Annotated in this window: 15 protein-coding genes and 1 pseudogene; 5 read left to right on the forward strand and 11 right to left on the reverse strand. The window is 63.7% G+C overall.

Translation table 11 applies throughout. The features are described from left to right. Positions 1-164 precede the first annotated feature (164 nt). The 7 genes from ACODSJ_RS05810 to ACODSJ_RS05840 all read right to left on the reverse strand — a co-directional run bounded on the left by ACODSJ_RS05810 (position 165) and on the right by ACODSJ_RS05840 (position 10,858). On the reverse strand, positions 165-863 hold the full coding sequence (locus ACODSJ_RS05810) for a PspA/IM30 family protein (protein ID WP_489100828.1): 699 nt from the start codon (positions 861-863) through the stop codon (positions 165-167). A gap of 21 nt (positions 864-884) precedes the next feature. Continuing rightward, positions 885-1,466, reverse strand: a complete 582-nt coding sequence (locus tag ACODSJ_RS05815; protein WP_489100829.1) for a YjfI family protein — start codon at positions 1,464-1,466, stop codon at positions 885-887. 555 nt (positions 1,467-2,021) lie between these two features. Then, on the reverse strand, positions 2,022-2,852 hold the full coding sequence (locus tag ACODSJ_RS05820) for a YfaP family protein (RefSeq protein WP_489100830.1): 831 nt from the start codon (positions 2,850-2,852) through the stop codon (positions 2,022-2,024). A gap of 3 nt (positions 2,853-2,855) precedes the next feature. Further along, positions 2,856-4,475, reverse strand: coding sequence for a DUF2300 domain-containing protein (locus tag ACODSJ_RS05825; RefSeq protein WP_489100831.1), 1,620 nt, complete (start codon positions 4,473-4,475; stop codon positions 2,856-2,858). Position 4,476: 1 nt separating this feature from the next. Continuing rightward, positions 4,477-9,045, reverse strand: a complete 4,569-nt coding sequence (locus ACODSJ_RS05830) for an alpha-2-macroglobulin family protein (protein WP_489100832.1) — start codon at positions 9,043-9,045, stop codon at positions 4,477-4,479. Further along, positions 9,042-9,725, reverse strand: a complete 684-nt coding sequence (locus ACODSJ_RS05835; RefSeq protein ID WP_489100833.1) for a DUF1175 domain-containing protein — start codon at positions 9,723-9,725, stop codon at positions 9,042-9,044. The genes ACODSJ_RS05830 and ACODSJ_RS05835 overlap by 4 nt, the downstream gene beginning before the upstream one ends. After that, entirely contained in the window at positions 9,722-10,858 is a 1,137-nt protein-coding gene (locus tag ACODSJ_RS05840; RefSeq protein WP_489100834.1) for a DUF2138 family protein, read from the reverse strand. Before ACODSJ_RS05840 ends, ACODSJ_RS05835 begins: the two co-directional genes overlap by 4 nt. Between ACODSJ_RS05840 and ACODSJ_RS05845 the strand changes: the two are divergent. Continuing rightward, positions 10,844-10,950: pseudogene (locus ACODSJ_RS05845) on the forward strand. The gene ACODSJ_RS05840 and the pseudogene ACODSJ_RS05845 sit on opposite strands and share 15 nt — an antisense overlap. Before the next feature lie 516 nt (positions 10,951-11,466). Here ACODSJ_RS05845 and ACODSJ_RS05850 read toward each other — a convergent pair. Then, entirely contained in the window at positions 11,467-12,255 is a 789-nt protein-coding gene (locus ACODSJ_RS05850; RefSeq protein ID WP_489100835.1) for a YfaP family protein, read from the reverse strand. A 271-nt stretch (positions 12,256-12,526) separates the two neighbouring features. Between ACODSJ_RS05850 and ACODSJ_RS05855 the strand changes: the two genes are divergently transcribed. The 4 genes from ACODSJ_RS05855 (at position 12,527) to dxs (ending at position 17,047) form a co-directional block, all read left to right on the forward strand. After that, positions 12,527-13,663: a Fic family protein gene (locus tag ACODSJ_RS05855; RefSeq protein WP_489100836.1), complete on the forward strand. Its 1,137-nt coding sequence runs from the start codon at positions 12,527-12,529 to the stop codon at positions 13,661-13,663. Positions 13,664-13,908: 245 nt separating this feature from the next. Beyond that, entirely contained in the window at positions 13,909-14,151 is a 243-nt protein-coding gene (locus ACODSJ_RS05860) for an exodeoxyribonuclease VII small subunit (RefSeq protein WP_003185917.1), read from the forward strand. After that, a complete protein-coding gene (gene ispA, locus ACODSJ_RS05865; protein ID WP_489100837.1) occupies positions 14,148-15,035 on the forward strand; it encodes a (2E,6E)-farnesyl diphosphate synthase in 888 nt (295 codons plus the stop codon). The genes ACODSJ_RS05860 and ispA overlap by 4 nt, the downstream gene beginning before the upstream one ends. A gap of 113 nt (positions 15,036-15,148) precedes the next feature. Then, positions 15,149-17,047, forward strand: coding sequence for a 1-deoxy-D-xylulose-5-phosphate synthase (gene dxs / locus ACODSJ_RS05870; protein ID WP_489100838.1), 1,899 nt, complete (start codon positions 15,149-15,151; stop codon positions 17,045-17,047). Between the two features lie 124 nt (positions 17,048-17,171). Here dxs and ACODSJ_RS05875 read toward each other — a convergent pair whose 3' ends face one another. From ACODSJ_RS05875 to ACODSJ_RS05885, 3 genes are all read right to left on the reverse strand, one after another. Next, positions 17,172-17,591, reverse strand: coding sequence for an MFS transporter (locus tag ACODSJ_RS05875; RefSeq protein ID WP_489100839.1), 420 nt, complete (start codon positions 17,589-17,591; stop codon positions 17,172-17,174). Then, complete coding sequence (gene ribA, locus ACODSJ_RS05880) at positions 17,588-18,205, reverse strand: GTP cyclohydrolase II (protein WP_489100840.1); 618 nt, start codon at positions 18,203-18,205, stop codon at positions 17,588-17,590. The genes ACODSJ_RS05875 and ribA overlap by 4 nt, the downstream gene beginning before the upstream one ends. A 109-nt stretch (positions 18,206-18,314) precedes the next feature. Beyond that, positions 18,315-19,073 (reverse strand): substrate-binding periplasmic protein, encoded by a 759-nt coding sequence (locus ACODSJ_RS05885; protein ID WP_489100841.1) that lies wholly within the window; start codon positions 19,071-19,073, stop codon positions 18,315-18,317. Between the last annotated feature and the right edge of the window lie 3 nt (positions 19,074-19,076).

Below are 19,076 nucleotides of genomic sequence, written 5' to 3' on the forward strand. Positions count from 1 at the left end.
AGTACCTGTGGCACATTGCATTTCTGTGGGAGCAAGGCTTGCCCGCGATGAAGGCGACGCGGTCTTTCAAAGCCCCAGGTGTCTTCATCGCGAGCAAGCTTTGCTCCCACACGTCCCCTTGCCACAAGGACTGTGCCTGGCTTTCACTGATCAGCGCGTACCGATTACTCAGCCGATTTTTTCTTCAGCCGCTCCAGGATCGCATTGGCGCTGCCTTCGTTCGGCGTGATGCCGGCTTCGCGCAGCTTGCGTTCCAGATCGTTGCCGGTCGAGGCTTCGGCCAGTTCGTCCTGGGCTTGCAGTTCGGCCGCGCGTTGTTGCTGCTTGGCTTGCAGGCGGTTGAGGGTGCCGACCGCGGTTTCCAGCTTGCCGTTGGCGCCGCCGCTGGCGATCGAGGCGCTGACCTGGGCTTTCTGTACGCTCTCGCGCGCCTTGGCCATGTCCACTTGCTGACGCAGGCTCTTGATGCGGCTTTCGGCCTTGGTGATGTCCTTGCGCATGTTGTCGGCGTAACCACCGAATTCGGTCGCGTGCTTCTGCTCGGCGTCCAGTTCGTTGGTCAGGGTCGAAATGGCTTCGGCCACTTCCAGCGCCAGGTCTTCACGGTTGGCCTGGATGGCGGCCAGGGCCTTGGCTTCCAGGTCCTTGATCTTGGCGTTGTATTCGCCGACGCGATCGGTCGCCAGCTTGTGCTTGGCCATGATGGTGACCAGCTCGCGCTTGGCGCTGGCCAGGGCGTTGTCGGCGTCGCGGATTTCCTGGTCGAGGATGCGCAAGGCCTGTTGGTCGACGATGGCTTCGCCGACTTCGCTGGCACCACCACGCAGGGCGGTGAACAATTTGCTCCAGATGGACTGAGTCATTGGACTGCTCCTGTTCGGTGTTTAGATAAAGAAGCGTTCGAAGGCTTCGCTGGCGCGCTGGACGTTGTCGACGAGGGTTTTGACCTCGGTCACGACGTTGGTCAGGCTGGAATCGGCGCTCAGGGCACCGAACATGTTGTAGACGACTTGCCCGTTGGGCATGGACTCGATGCCGATCGAGGACAGCGGGAACATCTCCCGGCTGCGCAACACGGCGTCATTGAAGGCCGCCACGTCGTTGATCGACTCGACATCCACCAGGACGGTGTCGACGATGATCTGGTCGCCCACCACGGCGATGTAAATCGGCAGGCCGCCGAAATCGTTCATTTCCAGCTTGATGCTGGACTCGGAGCCTTGGACGAGGGAGAGAGTGATGTCGTTCGCAACCACTTCGTCCAGGGCCTGAAGGGCGCTGTAGAGACGGTCGATGTTCCAGTTGTTACCTGCGCTCATGTAATCCTCCGACATGAATGAGCCAGCCAGAATCGGTTGGCGTAGCTGTTTCTCCATCTGCTTGAGCAGGCTTCGGTTTTCGGGAAGCACCCAAGTCTCGTGTTTCACATACCCGGCGGCACTCAAGCCCGCGCGCATCTGCTTCATGTAGAAGCTCGACGGCTTTTTCGCGGGGGATTTCGAGCGCTCTCCCTTACGGCTCGTTGATTCGGTAGCAGACCCGACAGGTGGGTCTGATGGAGAGCTGCTTTGCATGGTGCTGACCTCACTGTGAAAAACTCACGCGTGAGAAACACTACAGGTACTTTTCAAACCTCACAATAGCTCACGCGTGAGTTTTTTTTCGCGGTCGCCCGATGACCCTGTGGGAGCTAAGCTTGCTCGCGATAACGGTGGGTCAGTTGGCAGCGATGTTGGATGTGCCTCCGCCATCGCGAGCAAGCTCAGCTCCCACAGGATTTTGGGATGATCATGAATTTTGCGTTCACCCGGGACTTCTGTGGGAGCTAAGCTTGCTCGCGATGGCGGAGGGTCAGTTGGCAGTGGTGCTGGATGTGCCGACGCTATCGCGAGCAAGCTCAGCTCCCACAGGGTTTGGGGATGATCATGAATTTTGCGTTCACCCGGGACTTCTGTGGGAGCGAGCCTGCTCGCGATGGCGGTGGGCCGGCTGGCCGTGATGTTGAATGTGTCGATGGAGGCCTATGGGTAACTGAAGCTCTTGACCAACGTCAGCTCGCCCACCGCCCGCATCGGCACCACGAAGGTTTCCATTTTTTCGCTGGGCGTGCCTTCTTCGGTGATCACGGTGACTTGCGCGGTGGTCAGGGCTTGTTGCGCCTGTTCGCCACTGCCCTCGCCTTCCTCGCTGTCGTCCGAATAGCGATAGCCGCCGCCGTAGTAGTTCACGTACACCAGGTACTGGCCTTTGATCGGCGCGGGCATGGCGAAGATTTCCGGGCCGTAGCCAGTGGTGACGTCGACGTCGAGCGCGGCGCCGTTGGGGGCGACGCGGTCGCCGTACCAGATGTGGGCGCCGTCGGGGGTGATGAGGTGCAGGTCCAGGTCGGTGCCGTCGCTGTCCCAGGTCAGCAGGACGCGCAGCTTGGCCGGGGTCGCGCCGCCGCGGGCGTTGAGGAACTGCGTGCGATGGCGCTGCGTGCCATCGGCGCTGCGCACTTCAACGCTGTTGCTGCCGTTGGGGAACGAGAACGGCCGGTCGAAGCGACCTTCCTCATCGACCTTCAAGGGCATGCTCACGCCATTGACAATGAGTTTGCCTGGCTCGTTGTCCTTGGGCGCACCTTTGATCTGGCCGGTGATCCGGGCCGTGCTGGCCTGGCCCACCGGCGTGTTGACCGAGGAGGCCGGGTAGTTGACGGTCTGGCTGAAGTTTTCGTCTTCGCCGCCCGGCGCCCCGCTGCGCCAACCGCCGATCGGGGTGTCAATGGTGACGCCGTTGGCGGCCATGGCCGGTGGCAACGCGGTCAGGGCGCAAAGCAGCAACAAGACCTGGGGATAACGGAGTGTCATGGTCTATTCCAACAAAAGGTGACGGGCGAGCCCTTCGATATAGTTTTCATCCTGGCCGTTGGGGTGAGCTTCGAAGGCCAGGTGCAGATATTCGTGCGTCAGGTCCAGGCGATCCTGGAGCGTCAGCACGCCGCGCACATAGATGCGCTGGCGTTCGCGATCGACGTAAGGCCGGCCAAAGGCCAGGCGGCAGACGGCGAACGCGCTGAGTTCGTTGTAACCCACTTCCCTTTCCAGCCGTTCACGCCAACCGCGACGTTGCTTGAGCAGCCAATCCTGGGCGCCGGGCAGCGCTTCGCAAGCCGCCACCGGGTTGTCCCAGCGGCTGAGGCTGGCGCGCGGATAGGCGTGCAGCAGGATCGCGTCGTAGCGTTGGCCAGCATTGGCTTGCTCCACCGCTTGGGCCCAGGACAGTTTGTCCGGGCCAGGTTGGTCGGAGTGGTAAGTGACGTCGGTGCCGGCCAGGACCAGGTCGCTGGTCCAGGCGGCAATGGCGCGAGTTTCCGGCGCAGCCGGGCGTGGCGCGACGCGCTGGCGATGGCTGCTGTCGTCGATACTCAGGCAGTCGCCGTTGCGCTGGGCGTTTTGCAGCAGGTAGGTGCGGATCGCCACGGCCAACGCCTTGGCGGCTTCGGCAGGCTCGGCCTTGGCTTCACGCTGCAAAACCCGGGCGACGTACTCCTCGCGATCCAAGCGCGCCACCAACTTGCCCGGCAACAGGAACAGTTCGCCGTCGCTGTGAATGTCCAGTTGGTTACCGTTGGTGAACTCGACGCGGTAATCGCCGCGCAACTGCCCCGGCGTAGCCGGACGGTCGCCCGCCATCACCCGTTGCCAGGGATAGCGGGCAAACAGGCCGACTTCCACACAACGCCCGGTTTCCGCCGGCCAGCGGGACGGCAAAGCCGTCGCCAAACCATTGCCGTACACCTTCAGCACCTGCTGGCTGGTGCCACGGCCCCCGGCCCACACCGGCGTGCCGTCCACCAGCCAACCGGCGAAACCGCCCTGGCGGGACGCGGGCCCCTGATCACCCAGCCAACTCCAGGTCTTGACCCGCAGGCGACTGCCCAATTCACCGACCAGACGCCCGTCCGCCGCGCTGAGCACCACGTCCAGCAGGACCCGGCGCGCCTGGTCCTGGCCCGGCAGCGTGCCCAGGGCCTTGAGCAGTTGCGCGACGGGCACTTGCGTCTGCGGTTGCAAGTTCGACAGGTCCGCCAGCCACGCCGGCGCCTGGCGGGCCTGCCAGTAATCACGCCAGTGACTGGCCGACAGCCCGAGCCGCTGCGGCTCGAAGTACAAGCCGCAGGATTTCACCAAGGCCTGGTCACGTCCGATGCTCTGCCCAGCCGTGCAGCAGTAGACCTCTTCTTTCGATTCACCGCGACATTCGTAGGCCGGCTCGCGGGCATCGGTGTCCACCAGCCAGGCATAGACGAACAGCTTCCACACACTGCCCAGTGGCGCTTGCAGGGAGTCCGGCAGCGGCTGGCGATCCAGCACTTGGGTCTGGCTGACCCGCAGCAACTGGCCGTCGAAGGCCAGGCGCAACGGCTCCTCCTGCGCTGTTGCCAGCGCAGGAATCAAGCACAACCACCACCAGACCCAAGGCCTGCGCATATCAGTTGACCGTGACCTGACCGAGCGCTGGTTTCTGTTCCTGGGCCTGATGCTGCGGCGCGTAGACCTGGGTGAAGCGCACCGGCGGCAGGTTGAACTGGCCTTTCTGGGAGAAGCGCACCAGGTGACGCAGGCGCAGCTCGCCGCTCAGGGCATCCACCGGCACCGCATAAGCCATCTGACCCGGCTCGAAACGCGCCCTTTCCAGGGAGGTCGGTTCGCTGTCGGCCTTGCCTTGCAGCTGGATGCCCCAGGTGGTGCGTTCCACGTCGGCACCCGGCGGCAACGGCACTTCCAGCATGCCGTAGCGCAGCGGCGTTGGCGCTTTGCTGTTGAGGATCACTTCATCCAGGTACAGGCTGTCGCTGGACAACGGCTTGTTGCCCACGGCTTCGAGCTTGAAGGTGAAGGCCTCGTCACCTGGCACCAGCCGCGACAGGCGACGGGTGATGGACACGGCCATCGGCGTCACGGGCGGTTGCTGGCTGCGGAAACTCAGCGCCGCTTGCAGCGGACGTTCCTGGGCACCGCTGAGGGTCAGCATCGTCGGCAGCTGCGCGCCTTGCCATTGCCAGTAGGTTTCGCCGCTAGCACCTTGCTTGGCTTTCCAGCCTTCGCCCGGTGCCAGGGCCACGGCCGGCGCGGCCTGTTCGATGCTGTGTTGCAGCCAGGTCAGGGCCAGGGCCCGTTCCAGCGTGGACTGTTGCGGCAGTACGCGTTCCAGCAGCGCCGTGGCGCGTGCCTGGTCGAAGGTTTGCAACGACAGCACCAGGGCTTCGACGAACGGCTGCGAGCTGACATCCAGTTGCTGCTGCGCAGCGTCCAGTTGACGGCTGAAGGCCGCCGGCAACGGCACCTTCGCCTGTTTCGCCAGGGACGCCGTCAGGACTCGGGCACTGGCCAGGCCAAGGGCCGAATCCGGTGCGTTCATGACCAGGCTGTCTTCGCCATTGTCGGTCACGCTCTCGCTGCTGTCTTCGCTGGCCTTCGCCAGGTCATCCATCAGGCCACTGAGCAAGGTGTTCACCGGCAATTGCATCTGCTTGGCGAACGACAGGATCAAGGCACGTTGCAGCAGCGGCGTATCGCCGGCCTGCTTGGCGTAGACCTCCAGTACCCGCTGCCAGTGTTCCGGCGGCAGGTTCACGTCCAGGACCTTGCTGGCGTGCCAGTCGGCGTAATAGGCGTACGCGGTGAGGAAGGCATCCGGCTCGCCGTCCTGCCCCCACCAGGTGAAGCTCGCCGACGGACCGGCCATCTGCACCAGGCGCAAGCGGCTGTTTTGCATGATCAGGCGCAAGCGGTCGCGCACCTGCGGGTTCGACGCCAGGGTCGGATAAGCAATGCTCAACGGCAGCAATTGGCTGACGGTCTGCTCGACGCCGCCGTACGGATAACCCAGCAGGTCATCCAGTGCCGAACGGAACAGCGCTTGCGGGCTGTCGTCCAGGCGCAGGCGCACATCGCTGGCGTCAGCCGGCAGGCTCAGCGGTGTGTCGCCACCCGCCACGTCGAGGCGCTGGCTCTGGGTGACTTGCCAACCATTGCCGCTGGCACTCAGGCTCACCGCCAGGGTGTCCTGGGTTTCACCGTTCAATTGCAACTGCACGCTCAGGTCGCCGCTGCTCAAGGCCAGGGCCGGCAGCGCCACGTAGTTGATGCCGTTCTTCAGGTCCGCCACCACGCGCTGCTCGGCACCGGCGTAGCGGATCACCAGTTCGGCCTTCAGCGGTTTTTCCGACTGGCTGAAAGCGAACAGGCCCAGTTGCGGCTTGTCGCCGGTACGGAAGCGGGTCGGGCCGCTCCACTTCAGGTACAGCGGTTTTTCCGAGGCAATGAATTGCTTCTTCTGGCCCACCTGGCCGTCGTCGGCAATCGCCCGGGCGGTGATGCGCCAGCGGGTCAGCGAGTCCGGCATCTTGAAGGTGAAACGGACCTTGCCACTGGCATCGGTGACCAGCTCCGGTTGCCAGGCGGCGGTGTCGACGTCTTCGCGACGCGGCCGTTCCAGCACCTTGACCCCACGTTCGCTGCGGTTGGCCTTGCCCGGTGCACCGGGGCTGCCTGGCAGCGCCACGTCGTAGCTGATGAACGACAGGCTGGCACTGGTGCGCACGTTGTTGCGGCGCGGGTGATAGAAGAACTGGTCGATGGTCGGCGCCACTTCCGGTTGCAGGGCGTAGACCATTTCGTCCACGACGCTGACACTCAGGTGCGCCGGAACGGCCTTGCCAGCGAACTGGGTGCTCAGGTCCACGGTCACCGTGTCGCCCGGCCGATAGGTGGGTTTATCCGTGACGATGCCCACGTCGATCTGCGGTGTCACCACCTTGATGCCGGCGTTCTGGAAGCTGTACTGGCCACCCTTGGTGTACAGCACGGAGAAGGTCAGGTTCGGTGCGAACTTGTCCTTCACCGGGATGCGCGCGCGGTATTGGGTCTCGCTGAGTTTCTCCATCTTCAGCCAGTCACCGCCCTTGGACAGCAGCGCCGTGGCCTCGACCTTGTCGCGTTCAAGGGACAGCAGCGCGTCGCTGAGCGGCTCCGGGAACGTGATCAGGGCCAGGGCTTCGTCGCCAGCCTTGTATTGCGGCTTGTCGAGCACGATCTCGACGGTGCCCGGCACGGCCTTGACGCCTTCACCGGTCACCGCGTGCGCGGCGGCGCCGATGACGCGGCCGTGTTCGTCCTTGAGCGTCAGGTTGTAGGTACCGGGGCGGTCGAAGGTCAGGCTGAAGCCCTTGTCCTTGGCGGCCAGCTTGCCCTCGCCCTTGCTCTGGTCTTCCAGCCGTACCCAGGCGTAGCTGCCCGGTGCCACGGCCTTGGCTTGCTCGTTGCTGCCTTCATTGACGTAGCTGAATGCTACCTTCTGGCCGACGGCGCTGAAGCGCTGGGGCGCGCTCAGGCGGAAGTTCGCCGCGCCGCGGTCGATGAGGATTTCCTTGGTGGTCTTGACCCGATACGCCGCGCCATCGCTGGCAAACACGGTGAGGGTGTAGCGGCTCGGTTTGTCGGCGGCCGGCAGGTCGAGGGTCGCGTTGCCCTTGTCATCGGTGGTCACTTCGCTGCTGGTCAGCTCGACCGGGAATTGCCCCAGGTATTGCAGCTCGTTATCCACCATCGACAGCTGCTGGGCGCGCAGGCTCAGGCTGACAGTGGCGTTGACCACCGGCTTGCCGTCCGGGTACAGCAGCACCAGGTTGCCCTTGACCGGCTCGCCCGTGCGGTAGTCCTGCTTGGCCAGGTTCAGGGCGATTTCAAAATGCGGCTTGATGTATTCGGCCACGCGGAAAGCGCTGCTATAGAGCTGATCCTTGTAGCTAAAGCGCAGCTCATAACCACCGGCCACGGCGTTTTCCGGCAGCTGGAAGCGACCTTGGGTGCCGGACTTGGAATCGAGTTTCAGCGCCAGGGTTTGCAATGCGGTGCCGGTGGCGTCCAGCACGCTGACGTTGACGTCGGCGGCGGCCGGTTGCACCGAGTCGCGGGCATTCTTGAACTCACGGCCGACGATTTTCAGCGAGACCCAATCCCCCGGCCGGTACAGCGGTCGGTCGGTGAAGGCATAGAGCTTGGTATCGTAGATTTCGCTGTCGTAGTAGAAGTTCTCGGAGACGAAGACGCCGCCCTCCTCGTCTTCGCCGATGACGAACGAACGCTCCGGGCTGACGTGCTTGAGGCTCAACAGGCCATCGTCGTCGGTGGCACCGCTGCTCATCACGCCCAGGCCGTCGGTCCACAGCACGTTGACCTTGGGCACCGAACGCCCTTCATGCTTGCGTGCGGCCCAGACCAGCAGCTCGTCGCCGGCAATCTTGCTCACCGCCACGGTGTTGGAGACGAAGACCATGGTGGTCGCGCGGTACTTGCCGATCAGCGCTTCCACCAGGTACAGGCCCGGCTTCAGCTGGCCCAGCGGTACATAGACGTTGCCCGGCGCGACGCTGACGAATTCACTGGACGAACCGGCCAGGTCGACGCCTGCCGGCGGCTGGATCGGTTTGGCTTGCCACAGCGGATAACGGAACTGGCTGACCACCGGCAGGCCCGGGATCAGGGCGAACTGCGCCGGCGCGTCATACGGGGTCGGGGCGACCAGGGCGTCGCCGACCTTCAGTTCCGGCACCTCTTCGGTGACTTGCTGGCGCGACTCATAGGAGAACGCCCGTTGCATCACTCGACGGGATTTGCGGTACCAGTTGTCCCACAAGTACGCGAGGGTGTTCGACAGGCCTTCGCCCTTGAACTGGCCGTCGCTGACCACGCGGTGCAGGTTCTTCTGGCGCTTGAGGAAGTCCAGCGGTTTTTCGATGCGATAGACGCGGATATCGGCACCGCCGTACGGCTCCATGCGGAAGCGACGATAGTCACGGCCCGGCGCTTCGAGGCGGACCATGGCCTGCTCATCGCTGGCAAAGCTGCTGTCGGCCAGCAGGAAGAAGCTTTCACCGGACACCGGCATATAGCCGCTGGGTTCCACCGTGTCTTCGGCATTGACGACAGGTGCCAGCAACAAGGCAAACAGCAGGGGTAGTTTTGAACACAAGCGCAGCATGCGGGCACCGGTCATTGGGAGAGAAAGTTGAGTCGATAGACGCCGATGAAGTTGGGGTTGGCTGCGTCGGGTATCCATCGGGTGTCCTTCCAGTTCATGAGTTGTTGCAGGCTTGCGGAGCGCATGCCGTTGTCGGTAGGGGTTGTGGTGCCGGTGTGATAGGCGATGTAGCGGCCCATCCAGATCATCAGGTGCTGGTCGTCGCCCTGGTCGAAGAACATCAGGTCGCCGGGACGGGCCTGGGCCACGTCGCGGCCCACCAGGCGACTGTTGAACTGGATCAGCTTGATGGCGTTGACGTAGGGGCCGATCTTGCCGCCGCCCTGTTGCCATTGCTGGGCCAGGCGCCGCTGGGCGTCACTGAGCTCAAGCTCCGGCGGCAGGTAGCGGTTGGACAGGCCATTGCTGCGCAGCCACTTATCGTCGTGGACCTTCAGCGCCTCGTTGGCGGCAAACCGCACCAGGCCGGCGCAATCCTGCTGATACCAGCGCGGGCTCGGGCCTTTGGTCAGTTGTTCCTCGGCGATGCGCACGAACCAGGCCCGAAAGACCTGGGATTGCTGCACATCCAGCGGCGGCGTATCAACGGATGGCTTCGCCACGACGGCAGGCGACGTCTCGACGGCCAGCGCCGGCCCGCCCCACAGCAGTGCCAGCAACAGCGCCCATCCGGGATTGCGGATCAGTCCGGTCACAGCGCTTTCCATTCCAGTGGCAGCCACTGCCAGTGCCCGTCCGGCTCGCTGCCGGCCGGCAACGTCAAGGCATACTTGCCATAGCCACCCAGGGTGCGCAGTTTCGGGATCAGGTAGGTTTGCGCGGCGTTGTAGAACACCGGCTCCATGTCCTGGGGCAGGCTGTCGAGGGTTTCGTGCTGCATCAGTTGCGCCATGGAATCGGGGCCGAAATAGATCGGCATCAGCACATCCTTGGGCACCACGTCAGCCATCGGTGGGAAGCGCTTGTCGAGCGTGCCGAGGGCCTTGTCCACCAGTTTGTCGTCAAGGGAGAACAGCAGGGTCGAACCATGACGCGCCAGGCTGACGCGCAGGAAGGCCTTGCCGGTGATGGCGTCCGGTTGCAGCGAGTCCTTGGCCAGGTACGGGCCGAAGTTGGAGCTCACCTGGCGCTGCCATTGGTGCATCGCGCCTTCCTGCTTCTCGACGACCGGGAACACGTGCTCGGCGGCATTGTTTTCATAAGCGCCCACCATCGAGCCGAACAGTTTGCCCAGGTCGGCGTCGAGCTTGCCGTCGTCTTCGTTCAGGCTCGCCACCAGCAGCGGCGTGTACAGCCGCGAATCGGCGTACCAGCACAGGCCCGCCGCGCCGGCCACATGGTCGACCATGGCCTGGGCGGCTTTTTCGTCGGCGCCGAGTTTCACCAGCAGCGGCTTCTGGGGTTCTGCGGCCAACGGCAAGGCGACGCAGGCACTGGCGCCCATGGGCATGGCTTGCCAGATCGGTTTGAAGTCGAAGTCCGGTTGGTTTTCCAGCTCGTCCATGGCCAGGAAGCTGTGCCAGCCCTTGTCGTCCATGTCGAAGCGCAGCCCGGCGAAGTTCGGGATGAAACGCTGGTACCCCATGGCCAGCACATTGGCGTTGACCGAAATACGTTGCTTGACCTCCGGCGCCTTGGGCGGCAGGCCGAAGGCTTCGGGGAACAGCTTGTCGCCGTTGAGCAAGGCCGCCAGGGCGGTCGTCGACACGCTGCCGCGTTCGTCCGACGGGCCGTTGGCCGGGTCATAGAGTTTCGCCGGGTTGGACAACACCACCAGCTTGTCGCCGTGGGAAGCGAAGACCAGCGATTTGCTGGCGTTGTAGCTCAATTGGTAAAGCGCGACTTCATCACCCGCGACTTTCAGGTCGCTGAGCTTGCTCAGTTGCGTATCGTCCAGCGCGACTTTCGCCAGCGGTTCCAGCACCTTGGCCAGCCCGCCGCGATCCATCACCAGCAGGAAGTCCTTGAGACGACCGTCGGCACCGCGCCACAGGGCGACATCGGCCGGCTGGTCGAGCAGTTCCTCGATCAGGCTGTCCTGCAGCTTGAGGTCATGCTCGTAGATGATCCGGCGCAGGCTACCCATCAACCCGAGACGGTCGGCGTGGGTCTCATAGTAGAAGACGAAGTCTTCGGTGAGCGTGGCCTTGAGGAACGGCACGGCCAACAGGTCCTTGGGCAACTGGCTCAGGGAATGGGCTTCGAGCAGGCCATCAGGCCGGCTCAGGCCGAGCTTCTCCAGCGCCAGCGCCGTGGGCGGGGCCTTGGGCTTGGTCATGAACCAGCCCAATCCGGCGGCCACACCGGCCGCCAGGCACAGCCCGATCAGCAGCGCCGGCCAGCGGCGCGCAGGTTTAGCGACAGGTGTCGGCGTGGTCGGGGAAGCAGTGTTGTCGCTCATATTCACAAGGGCCTGTTCATCCGTGGAGCGGATACTTAGTAGTTGAAAGTCTTGACCAGCAACAGATCGCCGATGGCGCGCAGGGGCACGACAAAGGTTTCGCGTTTTTCATCGACGGTGTTTTCGTTGAGCACCAGGTTGATCTGCGAGGTGATCACCTCGTTGTCGTTGCTGGTCTCGTCAAAGTTGTAGCCGCCGCTGCCGTAGTTGCCCCAATAGTTCACGTAGACCAGGTAGGTGCCGTGCATCGGCGCGGTCATGGTGAACATTTCGGGGCCGGGGCCGTCGACGCCATCCGGGTCGAGGCCGCCACCGTTGCTCAGCGCGGGATGGCCGAAGAACGCATGCTGGCCGTCGGGCGTGATGATGTGCAGGTCCAGCTCGGCCTTGGGGTCATCCCAGCCCAGCACCACGCGGATCTGCGCGGGGGTGCGCAGGTTGTTGGCTTCATAGAATTGCACGCGCTTGAGGGACTGGCCTTCGGAGCTGCGCACTTCGACGCTGTTGGAGCCGGCGCCGAACGCGTAAGGCCGGGCGAACCGCCCCTCGTCGTCGGTGTAGAGATTGAGCGGGTTGCCGTTGACGGCCAGGCTATGGGGCGGCCGAACCGTGCCCATGGCCTTGAGCCGGCCTTCGATCATCGTGCGGTTGCGCTGCACACCACGGTCGATCGGTGGCGTGGGGTAGGCCACTTGCGGGTTTTCCGTGCGATCAAGCAGACCACTGTAGCGCCAGCCACCGACCGGCTCCGACAGCTCGGCCGAAGGCTGCGCCCAGGCCAGCGGCGCGACGGCCAACGCGATCAACAATGAAAGAAAACGCATGTATGCCTCCTGCCATGCACAACGCAACCTGGCGCCCATCCTCCGGCGCATTCTTGTCATTTATCAGGTTTCGTCCGAGAGCCCGCCATATAGGGGCTGTAGATGGCGCGAAGGTTAGCGATTCGGCCAATTATTAACAATCGGGGAACACGCGATTCTGTGTGGGAAATCACGTACTGGGGGTGGTGTGAGCCGAATAGAGCGTTTATTCGGCTCACGGAATGAGCCGAATAGCGTTAGTATTCGGCTCATCCATCTTTTGGACAGACATATGAGCGCTCACTGGATCTGGCAACAGCCCGATTGGCCCGACTTTCATTGGCAAGCTGAAGCATTGGCCCCACTGTTGCGCGAATGCGTGCAAACCCAGGGTCGGTTGCTCGGCATGACGGGCGCGGTCACGGCTTCGCTCAGTGCCCAGAACGAATTGGACGCCCTGCTGCAGAACATCGTGACCTCTTCGGCCATCGAAGGGGAGCAATTGAATGTCAGCTCGGTGCGTTCATCCCTGGCTCGCCGCCTGGGCCTCGAACACGTCGATGACACCGCGGTCAGCCAACGCAGCGAAGGGTTGGCAAACCTGTTGCTGGACGCGACGCGGCACTACCACCAACCCATGACATTCGAGCGCCTGCTGGAATGGCATGAATGGCTGTTTCCCGAGCACGCGGATGGCCTCGCCCATCGACAGATCCGCGTGGGGGCGTTGCGCGGTGACGAACCGATGCAAGTGGTCTCTGGCAGGCTGGACCGCCCCACCGTTCATTTCCAGGCGCCACCCCGGCAAGGCCTTGAGCACCAACTGCAAGCGTTCATCGACTGGTTCGAAGCCAGCCGCCACCGGGCCGGCCTCGATCCATTGCTGCGCGCCGGTATCGCGCATTTCTGGTTCGTGACCCTGCACCCGTTCGACGACGGCAATGGCCGCCTGACGCGCACCCTGACCGACTTGGCGTTGGCCCAGGGCGAGGCCCAGGCGATTCGTTTCTATGCGATGTCCGTGAGCATCCTGGACGACCGTGCCGGCTATTACCGGATCCTCGAAAGCAGTCAGAAAGCCACGCTGGATATCACCGATTGGCTGACCTGGTTCCTACAGACGCTGTTGCGCAGTTTGCAGAAAGCGATGACGCAGATCGAAAGCGTCCTGGGCAAGACGCGATTCTGGCAGGCCCATCGCGCGTCGATATTCACCCCCGAACAGAGCAAAGTGCTGAACCGGTTGCTCGATGGCGGCGAAAGAGGCTTCGAGCACGGCATCAGCGCCGCTCAATACCAGGCTGTGGCCAAGGTCTCCAAGGCCACGGCCACGCGCCATCTGGCGGAGCTGCTGGAGAAGGGTTGCCTGGAACGGATGCCCGGTGGCGGGCGCAGCACCCGCTACCGAATCAGTTATCCCACTGACTGAATACCCTGTGGCGAGGGAGCTTGCTCCCGCTGGACTGCGCAGCAGCCCCATCAAAGCTGGGCGCATTTCGTCTGACATGCCATGGGGCCAGCTTGGGGGGGCCGCTGCGCGCGCCAGCGGGAGCAAGCTCCCTCGCCACAAGAGCAAGCCATCCGCCCGGCTTCGATCCAGCCCCCCCTGATTTGCCCCAACCCCCCATGTCTGCTAGTGTCGCGCCGGTTTAACAAGCAACCGGAATAGCCGCCATGGCCCGCAAAAAAGCTGCACTGGATTTCGAACAATCTCTGGCCGACCTGCAAACGCTGGTCGAGCGACTGGAGAACGGCGAACTGTCGCTGGAAGACTCGCTGACCGCTTTCGAGCAGGGTATCGGCTTGACTCGCGACTGCCAGGCGGCGCTGGCCCAGGCCGAGCAGAAGGTGCAATTGCTGCTCGAACGCGACGGCGAGCTGACCGAAGAACCATTCGACGCGGAACAGCCTGAATGATCGGCGCTTATCAGGCCAGCAGCCAGGCCCGGGTCAATGCTGCACTGGATCGTCTGTTTACCGCCCCGAGCCCCGAGCTGGCGCGACTGTACGAAGCCATGCGCTACAGCGTGATGAACGGTGGCAAACGCGTACGCCCTTTGCTGGCCTATGCCGCGTGCGAAGCCCTGGGCGGTGCGGCCGAGCAAGCCAATGGCGCGGCCTGTGCGCTGGAGCTGATCCACGCCTACTCGCTGGTGCACGATGACTTGCCGGCCATGGACGACGACGACCTGCGCCGCGGCCAGCCCACCACCCACAAACAATTCGACGAAGCCTGCGCCATTCTCGCCGGCGACGGCTTGCAGAGCCTGGCGTTCAGCGCCCTGCTGGACCCGAACTTGAGCGACTGCCCGGCGCAGACTCGCCTGGAGATGGTCAGCACCCTGGCGCTGGCGGCAGGCCCGGCGGGAATGGTGGGCGGACAAGCCATCGACCTGGGTTCGGTAGGCCTGAAGCTGGACCAGAGTGCGCTGGAATACATGCACCGGCACAAGACCGGCGCGTTGATCGAGGCGAGCGTCAAGCTCGGCGCCCTGGCCAGCGGCCACGCCACACCTGAACAACTGCAAGCCCTGCAGACCTATGCCCGGGCCATTGGCCTGGCGTTCCAGGTGCAGGACGACATCCTCGACGTGGAAAGCGATACCCAGACCCTGGGCAAGCGCCAGGGCGCCGACATCGCGCGCGACAAGCCGACCTACCCGGCCCTGCTCGGCCTCGACGCTGCCAAAGCCTACGCCCTGGAGCTGCGCGACCAGGCCCTGGACGCGCTGCGACCGTTTGACGCGCCGGCCGAGCCGTTGCGCGAGCTGGCGCGCTATATCGTCGAACGCCGCAGCTGATACGGGGTCAACCCTTCAGACTGCGTATCGGCCAAGTTCCGGCCAACGCGTGGGCAGCTTGCGATGCATAAGGTAAACTGCCGCCTCTTTCTATACCTATAACGATTCGCCTGATGCCCACGACGTTCCAAGAGATTCCCCGCAAGCGCCCGACCACGCCCCTGCTGGACCGCGCCAACACGCCGGACGGCCTGCGTCGGCTAGGTGAAGCCGAGCTGGAAACCCTGGCTGATGAGTTGCGCCTGGAACTGCTCTACACGGTCGGCCAGACCGGTGGGCACTTCGGGGCCGGACTGGGCGTCATCGAGCTGACGATCGCGTTGCATTACGTGTTCGACACCCCGGACGACCGGCTGGTGTGGGACGTCGGGCACCAGGCCTACCCGCACAAGATCCTCACCGGTCGTCGCGACCGCATGGGCACGCTGCGCCAGAAGGACGGCATCGCCGCGTTCCCACGGCGCTCCGAGAGCGAATACGACACCTTTGGCGTCGGCCACTCCAGCACTTCCATCAGCGCCGCCCTGGGCATGGCGATTGCCGCCCGCCTGCAGAACAGCGAGCGCAAGGCCATTGCCGTGATCGGCGACGGCGCACTGACGGCGGGCATGGCCTTCGAGGCGCTGAACCACGCGCCGGAAGTCAACGCCAACATGCTGGTGATCCTCAACGACAACGACATGTCGATCTCGCGCAACGTCGGCGGGCTGTCGAACTACCTGGCGAAGATTCTCTCCAGCCGCACCTACGCCAGCATGCGCGAAGGCAGCAAGAAGGTGCTGTCGCGCCTGCCCGGCGCCTGGGAAATCGCCCGCCGTACCGAAGAGTACGCCAAGGGCATGCTGGTGCCCGGCACCCTGTTCGAAGAGCTGGGCTGGAACTACATCGGCCCCATCGACGGCCACGACCTGCCCACGCTGATCGCCACCCTGCGCAACATGCGCGACCTCAAGGGGCCGCAGTTCCTGCACGTGGTCACCAAGAAAGGCAAAGGCTTCGCCCCGGCGGAAGTCGACCCGATCGGCTACCACGCCATCACCAAGCTTGAACCCCTGGACGCCCCGGCTGCTGCGCCGAAAAAGGCCGGCGGGCCGAAGTATTCAGGCGTGTTCGGCCAGTGGCTGTGCGACATGGCCGCCGCTGACCCGCGCCTGGTGGGCATCACCCCGGCCATGAAGGAAGGCTCTGACCTGGTGGCCTTCAGCGAGCGCTACCCGCACCGCTATTTCGACGTGGCGATTGCCGAGCAGCACGCTGTAACCCTCGCCGCCGGCATGGCCTGCGAAGGGGCGAAACCGGTGGTGGCGATCTATTCGACCTTCCTGCAACGCGGCTACGACCAATTGATCCATGACGTGGCGGTGCAAAACCTCGACGTGCTGTTCGCCATCGACCGCGCCGGCCTGGTGGGCGAAGACGGCCCGACCCACGCGGGCAGCTTCGACCTATCGTTCCTGCGCTGCATCCCCGGCATGCTGGTGATGACCCCGAGCGACGAAAACGAACTGCGCAAGATGCTCACCACCGGTCATTTGTTCAACGGCCCGGCGGCGGTGCGTTACCCACGCGGCACCGGCCCGAACGCAACCCTCTCGACCGACCTCGAACCGATCGAGATCGGCAAGGGCGTAATCCGCCGCCAGGGCAAGCAGACCGCCCTGCTGGTGTTCGGCGTGCAACTGGCCGAAGCCCTGAAAGTCGCTCAAACCCTGGACGCCACCGTGGTGGACATGCGCTTCGTCAAACCCCTGGACGAAGCCCTGGTGCGCGAGATGGCCGGCGGCCATGACTTGCTGGTGACCATCGAGGAGAACGCCATCATGGGCGGCGCCGGTGCGGCGGTCAGCGAGTTCCTGGCCCGGGAAAACATCCTCAAGTCCGTGCTGCACCTGGGCTTGCCGGACGTCTACGTTGAGCACGCCAAGCCTGCGCAAATGCTGGCCGAGTGCGGATTGAACGAGGCTGGGATCGAAGCGGCAGTGCGCCAGCGCTTGCAGCTGCTGGGCCTCTGACTTTTCAAACCCCACAAAACCTTGTGGGAGCAAGCCTTGCTCCCACAAAAGCTGCTCCCACAGTTATTCTGTTGTGAATTCAAAATCAGAGTATGCCCACAGCTGTTCTATAGGGAACTGAAGATCAGCCAAGCTGACGCGGAATGCGATACAGGTAGAACAGCACCGCGCTGGACAACGCCAGCAGCATCAGCGGCACGGCTTCCAACCCCACGAACACGGCGAGGGCGCCGATCCAGGCGGGCAGCCCGGCCACCAGGAAGGCCGTGCGACGACGCGCCGCCAGGGTGATCCACGCCTGCGGCTCTTGCGGGGTATCGAGGGCTTTCTGGGTGGCGATCAGGGCCTGCTTATAGGGCCCGAAGAAGCGCAGGCTGACAAACATCGACGCCATGCCGGCAATGAACAGCGGCATCGCCAGCACCGGCAGGATCGCTTCGCCCTGGCCGAACACCAGGTTGATCACGAACAACGGCAGCAACGCCAGCGCGAGGTATTTCCACCAGGCGACGGACAGCCGTCGCCGAACCTGACCGCGCGTCACGCCCGGTCTACCTCGCCCTGGTGCTCGTTGCCCATCATGTGATCGAGCTTGCTGGCCTTGGTCGCCAGGTAGAGTTTGTTGTGGGGGTTATGACCGGTGTGCAGCGGCACGCGCTCGGCCACTTCGATGCCCATCTCGGTCAGCGCCTTGACCTTGCGTGGGTTGTTGGTCATCAACCGCAACGATTTCACACCCAGGTGCTCGAGCATCGGCAGGCAGATGCTGTAGTCGCGCATGTCGGCGGCAAAGCCGAGGCGCTCGTTGGCTTCCACGGTATCGGCGCCGCCGTCTTGCAACTCATAGGCGCGGATCTTGTTCAGCAGGCCAATGCCGCGACCTTCCTGGCGCAGGTACAGCAGCACACCACGCCCCTCTCGGGCGATGGCCTGCAGCGCGGCCTCGAGTTGCGAACCGCAATCGCAGCGCTGGCTGAACAGGGCATCGCCCGTCAGGCATTCGGAGTGCAGGCGGCCGAGTACCGGGGCGCCGTCGGCGAAATCACCCAGGCTCAGCACGACGTGCTCGCGGCCGGTGGCTTCATCGAGAAAACCATGCATGGTGAATTGCGCAAAAGGCGTTGGCAGCTTGGAAGCGGCAACAAAAACGACAGGCACCGGTGTGCTCCTGATCTAGTACTGAAGATTCGCAGAGACGCGCATTGTAACAGCACGCTCCGAAGGACGCTCAGGCTGAATTGTCGGCCATAACCATCGAAAAGTTCGATTACGGCTTCGGCGGGTTGCCGTTTTCATCGAAGGGATAGGGTTGTTTCCAGCGCTCGAAAATCGGCTTCAGCTGGCCACTCTTCACCAGCACCTCCATGCGCCGGTCGAACAACGCCCGCAGCGCGCGCCCGGTTTCATTGTCGGAGAAGCCCAGGTACAACGGCAGGTTGATCAGCGGCGAGACCTTGAATTGCTGGGGGTTATCGGCCTTGGCGAGCACCTCCTGGACCTCCATCAAGGCATCGATGTAGTAATCGGCGCGATCATGGACCAGCATCGGCAAGATACCCACGGCGCGGTGGATCTCATTGAAACGACGGATATTGGGCAGGTAGTTGTTGTACTCATACCCGCGCATCCACACCAACCGGTAGTTGCCGATCGTCGTCAACGTGGGTGACGGCTTGGAGGCCAGTCCCAGGGCATAGATGTGGTCGACATCGTAGTGCCAGTGCGGATAAAGCAGGCCTTCGGTCTCGTCACGGTAAGCGCCGACCTGGGCGTCCATTTCCCCGCGCTGCACCAGCCCGATCGAGCGGGTGTAGGGCACGCTACGGGTTTCCAGCTTGACCCCGGCGGGCTCGAAGACTTCGCGCAGGATGTCCCAGCCCATGCCCTTGCCATCGGCCTGGGTGTAATTGGCCCACTCCTCGCTGGCTGCGCGAATCTTGCCGGGAAGCGGCTTCGACTCGTCCGCCCCTGCCCCCAGGCAGGTGCCCAGGCACAGCAACAGCAGTAGTGCGCGGCTTACGCCCATGCC

The organism is Pseudomonas sp. FG6 (assembly GCF_057809015.1).

What these genes read in the sequence shown, in the direction of transcription:
- ACODSJ_RS05810 (WP_489100828.1), bottom strand. Translation starts at nt 863, where the DNA reads ATGACTCAGTCCATCTGGAGCAAATTGTTCACCGCCCTGCGTGGTGGT.
- ACODSJ_RS05815 (WP_489100829.1), bottom strand. Translation starts at nt 1,466, where the DNA reads ATGAAGCAGATGCGCGCGGGCTTGAGTGCCGCCGGGTATGTGAAACAC.
- ACODSJ_RS05820 (WP_489100830.1), bottom strand. Translation starts at nt 2,852, where the DNA reads ATGACACTCCGTTATCCCCAGGTCTTGTTGCTGCTTTGCGCCCTGACC.
- ACODSJ_RS05825 (WP_489100831.1), bottom strand. Translation starts at nt 4,475, where the DNA reads ATGCGCAGGCCTTGGGTCTGGTGGTGGTTGTGCTTGATTCCTGCGCTG.
- ACODSJ_RS05830 (WP_489100832.1), bottom strand. Translation starts at nt 9,045, where the DNA reads ATGACCGGTGCCCGCATGCTGCGCTTGTGTTCAAAACTACCCCTGCTG.
- ACODSJ_RS05850 (WP_489100835.1), bottom strand. Translation starts at nt 12,255, where the DNA reads ATGCGTTTTCTTTCATTGTTGATCGCGTTGGCCGTCGCGCCGCTGGCC.
- ACODSJ_RS05855 (WP_489100836.1), top strand. Translation starts at nt 12,527, where the DNA reads ATGAGCGCTCACTGGATCTGGCAACAGCCCGATTGGCCCGACTTTCAT.
- ACODSJ_RS05860 (WP_003185917.1), top strand. Translation starts at nt 13,909, where the DNA reads ATGGCCCGCAAAAAAGCTGCACTGGATTTCGAACAATCTCTGGCCGAC.
- ispA (WP_489100837.1), top strand. Translation starts at nt 14,148, where the DNA reads ATGATCGGCGCTTATCAGGCCAGCAGCCAGGCCCGGGTCAATGCTGCA.
- dxs (WP_489100838.1), top strand. Translation starts at nt 15,149, where the DNA reads ATGCCCACGACGTTCCAAGAGATTCCCCGCAAGCGCCCGACCACGCCC.
- ACODSJ_RS05885 (WP_489100841.1), bottom strand. Translation starts at nt 19,073, where the DNA reads ATGGGCGTAAGCCGCGCACTACTGCTGTTGCTGTGCCTGGGCACCTGC.